This window comes from Giesbergeria sinuosa (genome assembly GCF_042652905.1).
In the GTDB taxonomy this organism is placed as follows: domain Bacteria; phylum Pseudomonadota; class Gammaproteobacteria; order Burkholderiales; family Burkholderiaceae_C; genus Simplicispira; species Simplicispira sinuosa.
The window spans coordinates 43,347-57,172 of the sequence record NZ_JBHSHJ010000009.1 but is presented as its reverse complement, the minus strand read 5'-3'; the positions used below and the strand labels follow the sequence as shown (position 1 = coordinate 57,172).

The window sequence follows — 13,826 nt, the reverse complement described above, 5'->3', positions numbered from 1 at the left end:
ACGCTCCAAAAAAGGCGATTGGGCAAGACCGGTACGTGTGCTGCGGCGCTCAGTGGATACGCATCCCCGGCGTGGCACCGGGCCAAGGGCTCAGCACATAAATACCGGGATGGGCCTTCTCATCGCCGTGGCTGGCGGCCAGCACCATGCCTTCACTGATGCCAAACTTCATCTTGCGTGGCGCCAAATTAGCCACCATCACCGTCAGTTTGCCAATCAAGTCTTCGGGTTTGTAAACGCTGGCAATGCCACTGAACACATTGCGCGTGCGGCCTTCACCCACGTCCAGCGTCAGGCGCAGCAGCTTGGTGGAGCCTTCTACGGCTTCGCAGTTAACGATTTGGGCAATGCGCAGGTCGATTTTGGCAAAGTCATCAATGCTGATGGTGGGGGCCAGCTCCTCGCCACCGGGGATGGTTTTTTCTGGCTCCGGGGCCGCAGGGGGTTCAAACAAGGCTTCGAGTTGCTTGGCGTCAACGCGCTGCATCAGGTGCTGGTAAGCGCCGATGGCATGGCCTGGGCCCAAGGGCTGTTGCAAGCTGGCAAAGCTCATAGGCTCTACCTTCAAAAAGGCTTCTACCTGTGCAGCCACGGCGGGCAATACGGGCTTGAGCAAAATGGTTAGCACTCGGAAGGCTTCGATGCAGGTGGTGCATACATCATGCAGCCGGGCCTCCATGCCTTCTTGCTTGGCCAACTCCCACGGTTTGTTTTGATCCACGTAGGCGTTTACGCGATCGGTCAGCAACATGGTTTCGCGCAGGGCTTTGCCATATTCGCGCTCGGCCAGCAGTTCGATAATGGCCGGGGCAGCAGCACGCAGGTGTTCTAACAGCGCATCGCCATCGGCAGAGACCTCACCCAACACACCGCCAAAGCGTTTGCTGATAAAGCCTGCCGCACGGCTGGCAATATTGACGTATTTGCCCACCAAATCGCTGTTGGCACGGGCCATGAAGTCATCCGCATTAAAGTCAATGTCTTCGTTGCGGCTACTCAACTTGGCTGCGAGGTAGTAGCGCAACCACTCGGGGTTCATGCCCAAAGCCAAGTATTTGAGCGGGTCAAGGCCAGTGCCCCGGCTTTTGCTCATTTTCTCGCCATTGTTCACGGTGAGGAAGCCATGCACAAACACCGAATCGGGCACCTTGCGACCACTGAACTTGAGGGTAGCGGGCCAAAACAGGGTGTGGAAGGTCACAATATCTTTGCCGATAAAGTGGTATTGCTCCAGTGCTGGATTAGCCATGTAGTCGTCATAGCTTTGGCCACGCTTGTCCAGCAAGTTTTTGAGCGATGCCAAATAGCCAATTGGGGCATCCAGCCAGACATAAAAATACTTGCCCGGCGCATCAGGGATTTCAATACCAAAATAAGGTGCATCACGGCTAATGTCCCAATCGCCCAAGCCCTCGCTGGTGGTGCCATCGGGGTTGGTGCGCACCGTAAACCACTCGCGCACCTTGTTGGCTACTTCGGGTTGCAAGCGGCCGTTTTGTGTCCAGTCTTCCAAAAAGGCCACGCAGCGCGGATCGGACAGCTTAAAGAAGAAATGCTCTGAGCTTTTCAGCACCGGCTTGGCCCCTGACAAAGCCGAATAAGGCTCGATCAGGTCGGTGGGGGCATACACCGCGCCACAGACTTCGCAGTTGTCACCATACTGGTCTTTGGCATGGCATTTGGGGCACTCGCCTTTGATAAAGCGGTCGGGCAAGAACATGTTCTTCTCGGGATCGAAGAACTGCTCGATAGTGCGTGTCTCAATCAGGCCATTGGCTTTGAGGTCGCGGTAAATGTCTTGCGCCAGTTGGTGGTTTTCTGGGGCATCGGTGCTGTGCCAGTTGTCAAACTGGATATGAAAACCATCCAAATACTGCTGGCGACCTGCGGCAATATCAGCCACAAACTGCTGCGGTGTTTTGCCCGCCTTTTCGGCAGCAATCATGATGGGAGCACCGTGGGTATCGTCGGCCCCGACAAAATTTATCTCATTGCCCAACATGCGGTGCGTACGCACCCAGATGTCGGCCTGGATGTATTCCATGATGTGGCCGATATGGAAGTTGCCATTGGCGTAAGGCAGGGCAGTGGTAACAAAAATTTGGCGTGCGGACATGGTGATGAGCGACTGGATGCGGGGTCAGCGCGCTGTGCAGCGCGGAACCAATCATTTTAGGCGGGCACGATCTTCGCTTGAAAAGAGACTGAATCATCTTTTCAGACAAAGGCTCCGATGAAAACAGCACTGGGTTTCTTGGTGGCAGCACGACGTTGTGAAATTCGTGATCTTGAACAACTCACCCTCACCTGCGAACTGGTAAAAATTGTCAGTGAGCTGGTGCATTGCTTTCAGCGCGAACGCGGCACCTCCAACATCTTTCTAGGCTCTGGTGGGCACAACGTGGCCGCACAGCGGCAGGCCTGTATTGCTGCCAGCGTATCGGTAGAGGCGCAATGGCGGGCATGGATTGATCCGTTGGCTCTGGACGGCGTGTGCGGATCTGGGGGCGTGCGTCTGTTTACCCACATTGCCTTGGTGCTGCATGGACTCGATGAGCTACCCAAGCTACGGGCCGACATACAGGCGCTGCAATGCTCCACCGGACATGCCACCAAACTCTACAACCGGTTGATTGCCGCCTTGCTCGGTTTGGTATTTGAAGCCGCTGATATTGCGACCGACCCCACCGTCTCTCGATTGCTTGTGGCCTTGTTCAACCTTATGCAGGCCAAAGAGTACGCAGGTCAAGAGCGGGCGGCAGGAGCTGCCGCCTTTGCGTTGGGAAAAATCACGCCCGAAGAGGTACAAGCCTTACAAGCCCTGATCGACTTGCAAGAGCAATGTTTTCAGCGTTTCGAAACCTTCAGTGCCCCCGAGAGCTTGCAACAATGGCAGGCACTGCAAAGCCGGCAACCACTGGTGGAATTGGAGCGGATGCGGCGCAAACTGATGGCCGGGTTGCCCACAGGCCAACGCGACGGCACTCTGGCCCAAAGCTGGTTCGATTGCTGCTCTTTGCGCATGGATCAGGTGCATCTGGTGGAGTCCCACTTGGCCACCAGTTTGCAGCAGGTCTGCGCCCATCGGATCAGCGCCAGCCAAGCCGAGCTGGAAGACCACCGGGTGCTGCTGGCTGCGCTGGATTCTCTTTCAGAAATCACAGCTCCACCGGTTGTCTTGATGCCTGGTGACTGCCTAGCGGCAGCACCCGACACCCTGCTCACTGGCGATGGCATGGGGCCACGGGTGATGCGTTCCATTTTTGACAGTCTGCAAATTCAATCGCAAAAACTGCAGGCCGTCAGCGAAGAACTGGCCGTGGTGCGCGGTGCGCTGGAAGAGCGCAAGGTGATCGAACGGGCCAAAGGCCTGCTGATGGCCCACCAAGGGCTGAGTGAAGAGGAGGCCTACCGCCTGTTGCGGCAAACGGCTATGGGCAAAAACCGTCGAATCATTGATGTAGCCCGAGCGGCACTGTCGATGGTGGAGTTGCTCCCGGTGCGCAGCTGAACGCCCATCTGCACGGTGCAGACAGCACCAGCCTTGTGCAAGCAACGCACCGACTTTGCGCAAAGCAGATGCCATGTGGGTGTGTGGATGGCTCTGTGGCAAGCGTGGCACGCTTGATGCTTTACCAGCCCTGAGGGCAGGCCAATGACGGCTGGGCCTATTGCAGACTGCTCTGCATCTATTTTTTGATTTTTGAACAACGGCGTTCATTTTGGCTCGGCCACCCAAGGCTGCGGGTCGGGATGAACGCCGTTTTCATTTTGGCATCAGGAGCCACCACCCATGACCACCCCCCCATCCACAAAAACCGCCAAAACCTCCATCACCCCAGAGGGATGGGGTTCGATGCTGGCCCCTCTGCACCGCACCTGCGGCGCTGGTTTGATGCCTCTGGAGGCACCCGGCACCGTCACACTGGTGGGTGCGGGGCCGGGCGATCCAGAGTTGCTCACGCTCAAGGCCATCAAGGCCATTGCCAGTGCCACGTTGCTGATGGTGGATGACTTGGTCAACGATGCGGTGTTGGGCTACGCATCGCCACAAGCCCGTATTGTTCATGTGGGCAAACGGGGCGGCTGCATCTCTACGCCACAGAGTTTTATCGAGCGATTGATGATCATGGCCGCCCGACAAGGAGAAACCGTGGTTCGCCTCAAAGGGGGTGATCCTTTTATCTTTGGTCGGGGCGGGGAAGAAGTGGAATACCTGCGGGCTGCAGGCATCACGGTGCGGATTGTGAATGGCATCACGGCAGCCCTGGCAGCAGCCAGCAGCCTAGAGACACCGCTGACCCACCGCGATCGGGCGCACGGTGTGGTGTTTGTCACAGGCCATGCCAAGCCTGGTGCGGCAAACACCCACTGGGCAGCATTGGCTGCCTGTGCCCATGAAGCCCAACTCACGTTGGTGATTTATATGGGGGTAACCCATATCACCACCATCGAGCAAGGTTTGCTGCAAGGCTTACCCGCCCACACCCCGGCAGCGATTGTGGAGCACGCCAGCCTGCCACAACAGCGCCAAACCCGCTGTCTGCTTGGCAATCTGGCCCAAACTCTGCAAATGCAGGGTTTGGGCAGCCCCTCCATTTTGGTGGTGGGGGATGTGCTGCAAGGTATGGCCCAATGGCATGAGAACGCATCGGCCGGACATCAGCTCTATGCCCAAAGATAAGCACAGAGGCTTGATATTTTGGTGCAGCGGTACCTTGTGCAGCCCCGAACTGGTGAAGCGCATCGCCAGCCCTCCCCCTGCCCCCTCTTGCACAGAGTGCAAAAAAGTCAATAAAAACAATCTATTCAATCGATTTCCATCACTGGCACCGATCTTGCATCGGTGCAGTGAATGCCGGAGCAACGAAGCTCCGGTACCGTGCTTGAAGTGGAGCTAGCGGACAACGGCGTCCGTCACTGGTTGGGGTACTTCCCCAGCCTTTGACGCGACGCCTTTTTTTATTGCTTCTTTGATTGGAGCTGCCATGAAAAAACAGAAACTCGTGCTCGTTGGCAACGGCATGGCCGGGGTGCGCACACTGGAAGAGTTGCTCAAACTCGCCCCCGATCTTTATGACATCACGGTATTTGGCGCAGAGCCTTACGGCAACTACAACCGTATCCTGCTCTCGCCTGTGCTGGCCGGGGAGATAGCCTTGTCAGAGATCATCCTGAACGATCGGGACTGGTATGAAAAGCACGGCATTACGCTGCACACAGGCAAGACCGTCACGCAAATTGACCGCGCCAACCGCCGGGTGGTAGCAGACGATGGCACGGGGGCAGACTATGACTACCTGCTGCTCGCTACCGGCTCCACCCCTTTCATACTGCCCATTCCGGGCAGCCACCTGCCAGGCATTCTGGGCTATCGGGACATTGCCGATACCCAGGCCATGCTGGCGGCTGCCCAGCAATATCAACACGCTGTGGTGATTGGTGGCGGCCTGTTGGGGCTGGAGGCAGCCAACGGCCTGAAGCTGCGCGGCATGGACGTGACGGTGGTGCATCTGGGGCCGTGGCTGCTGGAACGCCAACTCGATGCTGCTGCGGGTCAGATGCTGCAAACATCACTGGAAAGCAAGGGGCTGAAGTTTTTGTTGCAAACACAAACCGAGGCGCTGATAGCGGGCAAAAGTGGTCGGGTGGCGGCTGTGCAGTTGCAGGGTGGGCTGCAAATTCCGGCCGAGTTGGTGGTGATGGCCACGGGCATTCGTCCTGAAACCACATTGGCACAAGCAGCAGGGCTGCATTGTCAGCGGGGGGTGGTCGTCAACGACGCGATGCAAACCGATGACCCGCATATCTATGCAGTAGGGGAATGCGTCAACCACCGTGGCATTGCCTACGGTCTGGTAGCACCATTGTTTGAGCAGGCCAAAGTGGCTGCTAACCACTTGGCAGGCCAGCGCACCAGCAGCTACACCGGATCGGTCACTTCCACCAAACTCAAGGTCACGGGCATTGATCTGTTTTCGGCAGGTCAGTTCATGGGGGGAGAAGGCACAGAAGAAATCGTGCTCAATGACCCACACGGTGGCCGCTACAAAAAACTGGTGCTTCAGGAGGGGCGCTTGGTTGGCAGCGTGCTGTATGGGGACGTGGGCGATGGCCCGTGGTACTTCCAACTGCTGAAGGAAGAGCGCAACATCCAAGAGCTGCGTGACCGCCTGATTTGGGGCCCATCGTCGGGTGCCCAAGCCCAGCAGCCGGGCCAAAATTCTGCCGCTACCTTGGCAGATTCTGCCGAAGTTTGCGGCTGCAATGGTGTTTGTAAAGGCACCATCGTACAGGCCATCCAAGAGCAAGGTCTAGCCAGCCTGGACGAGGTGAAAAAACACACCAAGGCGGCCTCCTCGTGTGGTTCCTGCTCGGGCTTGGTGGAGCAGATTCTGGCGGCCACTCTGGGGGACAACTACACACCCACGGCCCAGAGACACAAACCCCTTTGCGCCTGCACAGAACACTCGCACCAAAGCGTGCGCCAAGCCATCTTGGCACACCACCTGACCCGCAAAGAGGCGGTGTTTGACGCACTGTCCTGGAAGACACCCAACGGCTGTGACAAGTGCCGCCCAGCCATCAACTACTACCTGCTCTCGAGTTTTCCGCACGAGGCCCAAGACGATCCGCAATCGCGCTTTATTAACGAGCGGGCACACGCCAATATCCAAAAAGATGGCACTTACTCGGTGGTGCCACGGATGTGGGGAGGACTGACCAACCCCGCCGAACTGCGCGCCATTGCCGATGCGGCTGAAAAATACCGGGTGCCCACGGTGAAGGTGACCGGCGGCCAACGCATCGACCTGCTGGGTATTCGCAAAGAAGACCTCCCCGCTATCTGGGCCGACCTCAATGCCGCAGGCATGGTCTCAGGCCATGCCTATGGCAAATCCATCCGTACCGTCAAAACCTGTGTGGGTGCCGAGCATTGCCGTTTTGGCACCCAGTTGGCGATGGATATGGGCATCCAACTGGAGAAGATGCTGTTCGACATGTATGCACCACACAAGGTGAAGCTGGCCGTATCGGGTTGCCCACGCAACTGTGCCGAAGCTGGCATCAAGGATGTGGGCGTGATTGGTGTGGACTCGGGCTATGAACTCTACATCGGTGGCAACGGTGGCATCAAAACAGAAGTCGCCCAGTTTCTGTGCAAGGTGCGCTCCGACCAAGAGGTCATGGAGTATTCGGGAGCCTTTTTGCAACTCTACCGGGAGGAGGGTTGGTATCTGGAGCGCACCTGCCACTACTTGGAGCGCGTGGGGATGCCCTACATCCAAAACAAGATCGTGCAAGACCCCGAAGGCCGCCGCGCCTACTACGCACGTTTGCGCGATGCACTCAAGAACGCACAAGACCCCTGGGAAAGCTCACGCGCACCCCGCCCTATCCAACAGTTCATCCCCATCCAACTCCAAGCCTGACCCCTTGCCAACGAGGAACAAAAAATGCACCACTGGAAACCGATTTGCCTGCTGGAAGATATTCCGCCGCTGGGCTCACGCATCGTGCAACGCCCCAGCGGCGGGGACATTGCCATATTCCGCAACGCAGAAGACGAGGTGTTTGCCTTGCACGACCAATGCGCACACAAAAACGGCCCTCTGTCGCAAGGCATCGTGCATGGCCGCAAAGTGACCTGCCCCCTGCATGGCTGGCACTTCAATCTGGAGACCGGCCAAGCCTTGGCGCCCGATGTCGGCTCCTGTGCCACCTTTGCCATCAAGGTAGAGCACGGCCAAGTTTTGCTGGCGGTTTAAGCGCCTCTTTGATCTCACGTACTGTAACCAAGGATAGTTTATGGCCTACCTCGTTCCTGCCGAATTCGTGACCAAGATGGTCGATGCCGGTGAATCCAAAATCTACATGGCAACCCGCGATGTCTTGATTCGCTCTTATATGGCCGGCGCCATTTTGGCGTTGGCAGCGGTTTTTGCCGTGACCGCCTCGGTGCTCTCCGGCTCGCCACTGGTGGGTGCCATTTTGTTCCCCGTCGGCTTTTGCATGCTCTACTTGCTGGGGTTTGACTTGCTCACTGGCGTTTTTGTGCTCACTCCGCTGGCTTGGCTAGACAAGCGCCCCGGCGTGACCATCAAGGCCATTCTGAAAAATTGGGGACTGGTTTTTACGGGCAACTTTTTGGGTGCACTGACCGTGGCCTTCATGATGTCCTTCATTTTTACCTATGGTTTCTCCATCCCCCCCAATGACATCGGCACCAAAATCGGCCACATCGGCGAGGCCCGCACCTTGGGTTATGCCCAATATGGTTTGATGGGCTGGATCACTATTTTCATTCGTGGCATGTTGTGCAACTGGATGGTGTCCACTGGGGTGGTCGGGGCCATGATCTCCACCACCGTCAGCGGCAAGGTGATTGCCATGTGGATGCCGATCATGCTGTTTTTTGCCATGACGTTTGAGCACTCGGTGGTCAATATGTTTCTCTTTCCATCGGGCCTGATGATGGGTGGCAACTTCTCCATCGTGGATTACTTCATCTGGAATGAAATCCCAGTGGTGTTGGGCAATTTGGTGGGTGGCTTGGCCTTTACTGGCCTGACTTTGTACACCACCCATGTGCGCACCGCCCCTAAGCGCACGCTCGGCTAATCATCGACTGCCGCCCACAGCCCCGCTCCTGCTTTTTGGCATGCGCTAGGGGTTTGTGGGCCCGTCCCTATGACTGCGCCAACATTGAAAATCACCGCCGGGCAATACTCGGATGCGGGTCGCAAGGAGCAGAACCAAGATTTTCATGGTCTCTGCATTCCTCAAGGTTCACCGCTTCAGAACAAGGGCATTGCCATAGCCCTGGCCGATGGCATTAGCAGCAGCCAAGTCAGTCAGATGGCAGCACAGTCGGCAGTGACGGCTTTTTTAGAAGATTACTACTGCACATCGGATGCTTGGTCGGTCAAGACATCAGCAGAACGGGTGCTCACGGCCACCAATTCTTGGTTGCACGCACAAACCCAGCAAAGCCAGCACCGCTACGACAAAGATCGGGGCTATGTGTGCACGTTCAGTGGCCTGATCCTCAAATCCACCACGGCCCATCTGTTTCATGTGGGCGATACACGCATCTACAAATGCCACGATGGCAGGCTAGAGCTACTGACCGAAGACCACCGCGTCTGGGTGTCGGCAGAGCAGAGCTACTTGGCGCGCGCCTTGGGCATCGCCCGCCATTTAGAGATCGACTATAGCGCCCTCCCCCTCTCCGTAGGGGATGTGTTTTTGTTAGCCAGCGATGGCGTGTACGAGTTTATAGATGCCGCTTTGGTTATTGCCGGCCTCCAAACAGCGGCAGACCTGAACCTGGCAGCACAACAGATCGTGCAAGAAGCGTTGCGGCGCGGCAGTGGCGATAACCTGACCTTGCAGATCGTCCGCATCGACCAGCTCCCCGAGCCACAGGCCCATGAAATGCAGCACCAGCTGTCGGCATTGCAGATGCCCCCGCTACTGGAAGCGCGCATGGAGTTTGACGGCTACCAGATCATCCGCGAGATCAAGGCCAGCCACCGCAGCCATATCTATCTGGCCGTGGATGGCGAGACGGGCCAGCAGGTGGTCATCAAAACCCCCAGCGTGGACTTGCAAACCCAGCCCACTGCCTTGGAGCATTTTCTGATGGAGGAATGGATTGCCCGGCGCATCCACAGTCCGCATGTGCTCAAATCCTGCCCCCCCCCACGCGAGCGCCACTACCTTTATGTGGTGACCGAATATGTCGAGGGACAAACACTGGCCCAGTGGATGACCGACCACCCCCACCCCGATTTGGCCCGCGTGCGCGCTCTGTTGGATCAGATAGCCAAAGGTCTACGGGCCTTTCATCGGCTGGAAATGGTGCACCAAGACCTGACACCGCACAACATTCTGATTGACACGATGGGCACGGCCAAGATCATCGATTTTGGGGCCACCCAAGTGGCCGGGGTGGCTGAGCTGTCGCCTTCTTTGGGGCCACCTGCGCTGCTAGGGGCCACATCGTATGCGGCACCAGAGTATTTTTTGGGCGAAAACGGCTCGGTGCGCTCCGACATTTACGCTTTGGGCGTCATTGCCTACCAGATGCTATCGGGCCAACTGCCTTATGGTGCCGAAGTACCCAAAGCCAGAACCCGGGCGGCGCAGCGCAAATTGCGCTACTGCTCGGTGCTGCATGAGGAGAGAGAAATTCCGGCTTGGGTGGATGATGCCCTGCGCAAGGCCGTACACCCTGACCCGTGGCAACGCTATGGCGAGCTGTCGGAGTTTATATACGACCTGCACCACCCCAACCCCAATTTTCTGCACCAAAACCGCCCACCGCTGATTGAGCGCCATCCGGTGCTTTTTTGGAAGACCATCTCCTTCGTGCTGCTGGTCTTGCTGGTGGTGCTTATCATGGCGGCCTGGGGTCTGCGATAGCCAGCACAGCACACAGGCCTGCCGATTGTCCTGTCTGCACAGGGGTTGGGGCAGTTGGCTAGACTAGCCCTCCCCCACAGGAGTTAATGCAAATGGCAGTCACAGAACAAGCCCTTTTGGCGGCGCTCGCGCGCGTGCTAGACCCCCACACCGGCCAAGATTTGGTGAGCAGCCGGGCACTGCGCAATGTGCAGATCAACGGCAGCCATGTCTCTTTTGACGTGGTATTGGGCTACCCGGCCAAAAGCATCATCCCGCTCCTGCAAAGCCGCCTCACAGAGGCCGCCAAGGAGGTGGCGGGTGTAGAACAGGTGCAGGCCCACATCAGCAGCCACATCACAGCCCATGCCGTGCAGCGGGGCGTGGCCCTGCTGCCGGGTGTGAAAAACATCATTGCCGTGGCCTCGGGCAAGGGTGGCGTAGGCAAAAGCACCACAGCGGCCAACTTGGCACTGGCACTGGTGGCCGAGGGTGCGCGTGTAGGTGTGTTGGATGCCGATATTTATGGCCCCAGCCAACCCATGATGCTGGGTATTGATGGCAAGCCCGAGAGCCTGGATGGCAAAACGATGGAGCCGCTAGAAAACCACGGCGTGCAGGTGATGTCGATTGGCTTTCTGGTCGATGCCGACCAAGCCATGATTTGGCGTGGCCCAATGGCGACCCAAGCCTTAGAACAACTGCTGCGCCAAACCAACTGGAAAGAACTCGATTACCTGATCGTAGACATGCCGCCGGGCACTGGTGACATCCAACTCACCCTGAGCCAGCGTGTGCCCATCACGGGTGCCGTGATCGTGACAACACCGCAAGACATTGCACTGCTGGATGCCAAAAAAGGCATCAAAATGTTTGAGAAGGTGGGCGTCCCCATTTTGGGGCTGGTGGAGAACATGGCCGCCCATGTCTGCTCGCATTGCGGCCATGTAGAGCATATCTTTGGGGCAGAAGGTGGCAAAAAAATGGCGGCCCAATACGGCATCGACTATCTGGGCGCGTTGCCACTGGATATGCAAATCCGCTTGCAGGCCGACTTGGGCAGCCCCACCGTGGTAGCCGCCCCCGACAGTGAAGTGGCCCACATCTATCGCACGGTGGCCCGAGAAGTGGCCGTCAAGATTGCGCTACAAGCCAAGGATTATTCGGCCAAGTTTCCTAGCATTTCGATCAGCAAGAACACCTGATGGGCTAGCAGGCCAGACTGGCTCAGTCGGCCTGTGCCACGGTGCTGGCATAGGCCACCACCCGGTTGCGCCCTTGTTGTTTGGCTTGGTAGAGGGCTGCATCAGCCTGCTCAAACAGTGTCTGTGCCGCTTGGGGTACTGTGTCTGGCTCGGTACACACGTCAAGGGCCGGAGTGGGGGTAAACACAGGCTGTATGCTGGTGGTGCCAATGCTGACTGTGACGCAGCCTGCAACGCTGGAGTCGGCATGCTCCATCGCCAGCGCCTCCACCGCCGCCCGAATACGCTCGGCGCTCTGCTGGGCCTGCTCCACATCGGTATCGGGCAACAGCACAGAAAACTCCTCGCCACCATAGCGGGCCGCCAACTCCCCAGCACGGCTGGCACAGGCCGCAATGGCCGCAGCCACTTGGCGCAGGCACTCGTCTCCAGCCACATGGCCGTAGTGATCGTTGTAGGCTTTGAAATGGTCTACATCAATCATCAGCAGTGACAGCGGCGTGTGGTTGCGCATGGCCCGGTGCCATTCCAAGACTACATGCTCATCCAAGGCCCGCCGGTTGGGAATTTGCGTCATGGGGTCTAGGCGCACTTTCTCCTCCAAGGCCGTGCGGTAGTTGGTCAGCTCCTGTTCGGACTGTTTGCGTTCCGTGATGTCTTGGATGGTGCCAATCATCCGGGCCACCCGGTCTTGCTCTACCTCGACTTCGTATTCGCCCCACACCTCCACCCAGCGCAATGCTTGGTTGTCCATGCGTTGAATCCGGTATTGCGTGCGCAGTGGTGTGCGTTGTGCCATCGCATCACGGTGGATGGTCAGCACTCTTTGGCAGTCTTCTTCGGGAATGGCACTCATCCATTCTTGTAGCGACAGCACGCCCGTGTGGGACATGCCAAAAATCTCATTGGCCATTGACGACATCAAAAACTGCTTCTGGTCTAGATCAAAGGCAAAGTAACCGACCGAGGCAGCCTTCTGCGCCCCCTCCAACCAACGCATATTGCGCTGCAGTTGGGTTTTGAGTTCGCGCTCGCGGCGCCAAGCCCGCCGCTGCACATAGGCAAAGACCAAACCTGCCAACAACAACAGCAGACTGACAGGTAAGCTCAAGGCCAATATCTCGCGCAACTGGGTATCGGCAAAGGCTTCGGCCACATCGATCTTAGACACCATGATCCAAGGAGAGTCGGGCACGGCACTGGCCATCGCCATCACAGCACGGCCCCGGTAGTCGTGACCATACAGCACGCCACGCGCTCCAGCCATGGCTTGCACCACAGGGTCGTCAGGCGGCATCTGAGACAGCTGAAACACCGACTTGCCATTGGTGTCGTGGCGCAGTGGGCTCAATGCCCGCACTTCGTCACCGTGGCGGCTAAAGAGCGTAGATTCGGCTGTCTCGCGCGGTGTGGGCCAAGTTTGCAGCTTGGTATAGAGGTTGGTGCGTACGTCACTGACCAACCAAACCGCGCCCACCGGCTCGGTGCCCTCAAACAGAGGCACGATGACGCTCAGGAACGGAAACGCAAAGAAATCATCACGGCGCGGCTCCACCACGGTCACGATGGCCTGTGCCAATGCCTCTTGCAATGCCTGCATCTCTGGTGCTGGCAGTCGGCCATTGGTATCTCCATGGGGAGTGAGCCACAACCGCCCCTGGGCATCGAGCAAATAAACCGCTGTGTATTTGGCCCGCTCTTGAAAAATGCGCAAACGCTCTTGAATGCGCAGGGTGAGCACGGTGGCCCCAGGCACCTGCAACCACTGCGAGGCAGACTGCGCAAACATGCTGTCATCGGCCAAGGTGCTGGCATCGATCAGCCGTTGCTCGCGCCAGTCGAGCAGGCTTTGGGTCTGCAAATAATTGACGGTGTGCAGTTCTCGTTCAATCTGGTGCCGGGTATGCTCTTCACGGCTTTGGTAGGCCTGCACCAGCCCCCACAGAACACCCCCCAGCGCCAGCAGGCCCACCAATGCCAACACCCGCCCCCCCCATAACCGGGACTGATACCATGAAAAAGCTGGTGGCAGCGGCATATTGAAAGTAGAGGACGCTAGACAGAAAACCCGATAGAGAACAATAGCGTACCGGCAAAATGTGTTCCAAAGAGAGCCACGGACACTGTGTCGATATGTAAAACGGTGCATTATCGTGGTCTGTGTCCGATTGCGCATCGGGCCTGTGTTTTAACCGACTGTTTCGTGACCCCCTG

The 13,826-nt window shown here is 57.7% G+C and carries 9 protein-coding genes; 7 read left to right on the top strand and 2 right to left on the bottom strand.

Translation table 11 applies throughout. The features are described 5' to 3' along the window. Window positions 1–49: 49 nt before the first annotated feature. On the bottom strand, window positions 50–2,116 hold the full coding sequence (gene metG, locus ACFO6X_RS11565) for a methionine--tRNA ligase (protein ID WP_382433169.1): 2,067 nt from the start codon (window positions 2,114–2,116) through the stop codon (window positions 50–52). Between the two features lie 117 nt (window positions 2,117–2,233). On the opposite strand from metG, the gene ACFO6X_RS11560 reads away from it, so the two are divergent. The 7 genes from ACFO6X_RS11560 (at window position 2,234) to apbC (ending at window position 11,612) form a co-directional block, all read left to right on the top strand. After that, window positions 2,234–3,511: a nitrate- and nitrite sensing domain-containing protein gene (locus tag ACFO6X_RS11560; RefSeq protein ID WP_382433167.1), complete on the top strand. Its 1,278-nt coding sequence runs from the start codon at window positions 2,234–2,236 to the stop codon at window positions 3,509–3,511. Window positions 3,512–3,895: 384 nt separating this feature from the next. Then, a complete protein-coding gene (cobA, locus tag ACFO6X_RS11555; RefSeq protein ID WP_382433299.1) occupies window positions 3,896–4,684 on the top strand; it encodes a uroporphyrinogen-III C-methyltransferase in 789 nt (262 codons plus the stop codon). Between the two features lie 304 nt (window positions 4,685–4,988). Then, entirely contained in the window at window positions 4,989–7,433 is a 2,445-nt protein-coding gene (gene nirB / locus ACFO6X_RS11550; RefSeq protein WP_382433165.1) for a nitrite reductase large subunit NirB, read from the top strand. Between the two features lie 24 nt (window positions 7,434–7,457). Beyond that, window positions 7,458–7,769: a nitrite reductase small subunit NirD gene (gene nirD, locus ACFO6X_RS11545; protein ID WP_382433163.1), complete on the top strand. Its 312-nt coding sequence runs from the start codon at window positions 7,458–7,460 to the stop codon at window positions 7,767–7,769. A 40-nt stretch (window positions 7,770–7,809) separates the two neighbouring features. Next, window positions 7,810–8,622, top strand: a complete 813-nt coding sequence (locus tag ACFO6X_RS11540; protein WP_382433161.1) for a formate/nitrite transporter family protein — start codon at window positions 7,810–7,812, stop codon at window positions 8,620–8,622. A 69-nt stretch (window positions 8,623–8,691) separates the two neighbouring features. Beyond that, on the top strand, window positions 8,692–10,428 hold the full coding sequence (locus tag ACFO6X_RS11535) for a protein kinase domain-containing protein (RefSeq protein ID WP_382433159.1): 1,737 nt from the start codon (window positions 8,692–8,694) through the stop codon (window positions 10,426–10,428). 92 nt (window positions 10,429–10,520) lie between these two features. Further along, window positions 10,521–11,612: an iron-sulfur cluster carrier protein ApbC gene (gene apbC / locus ACFO6X_RS11530; protein WP_382433157.1), complete on the top strand. Its 1,092-nt coding sequence runs from the start codon at window positions 10,521–10,523 to the stop codon at window positions 11,610–11,612. Window positions 11,613–11,634: 22 nt separating this feature from the next. Here the strand turns inward: apbC and ACFO6X_RS11525 are convergent, their stop codons facing one another. Beyond that, entirely contained in the window at window positions 11,635–13,650 is a 2,016-nt protein-coding gene (locus ACFO6X_RS11525) for a sensor domain-containing diguanylate cyclase (protein ID WP_382433155.1), read from the bottom strand. Between the last annotated feature and the right edge of the window lie 176 nt (window positions 13,651–13,826).

Coding starts and splice junctions, on each gene's coding strand:
- nirD (WP_382433163.1), top strand. CDS start 7,458: ATGCACCACTGGAAACCGATTTGCCTGCTGGAAGATATTCCGCCGCTG.
- ACFO6X_RS11540 (WP_382433161.1), top strand. CDS start 7,810: ATGGCCTACCTCGTTCCTGCCGAATTCGTGACCAAGATGGTCGATGCC.
- cobA (WP_382433299.1), top strand. CDS start 3,896: ATGCCTCTGGAGGCACCCGGCACCGTCACACTGGTGGGTGCGGGGCCG.
- apbC (WP_382433157.1), top strand. CDS start 10,521: ATGGCAGTCACAGAACAAGCCCTTTTGGCGGCGCTCGCGCGCGTGCTA.
- ACFO6X_RS11525 (WP_382433155.1), bottom strand. CDS start 13,650: ATGCCGCTGCCACCAGCTTTTTCATGGTATCAGTCCCGGTTATGGGGG.
- metG (WP_382433169.1), bottom strand. CDS start 2,116: ATGTCCGCACGCCAAATTTTTGTTACCACTGCCCTGCCTTACGCCAAT.
- nirB (WP_382433165.1), top strand. CDS start 4,989: ATGAAAAAACAGAAACTCGTGCTCGTTGGCAACGGCATGGCCGGGGTG.
- ACFO6X_RS11535 (WP_382433159.1), top strand. CDS start 8,692: ATGACTGCGCCAACATTGAAAATCACCGCCGGGCAATACTCGGATGCG.
- ACFO6X_RS11560 (WP_382433167.1), top strand. CDS start 2,234: ATGAAAACAGCACTGGGTTTCTTGGTGGCAGCACGACGTTGTGAAATT.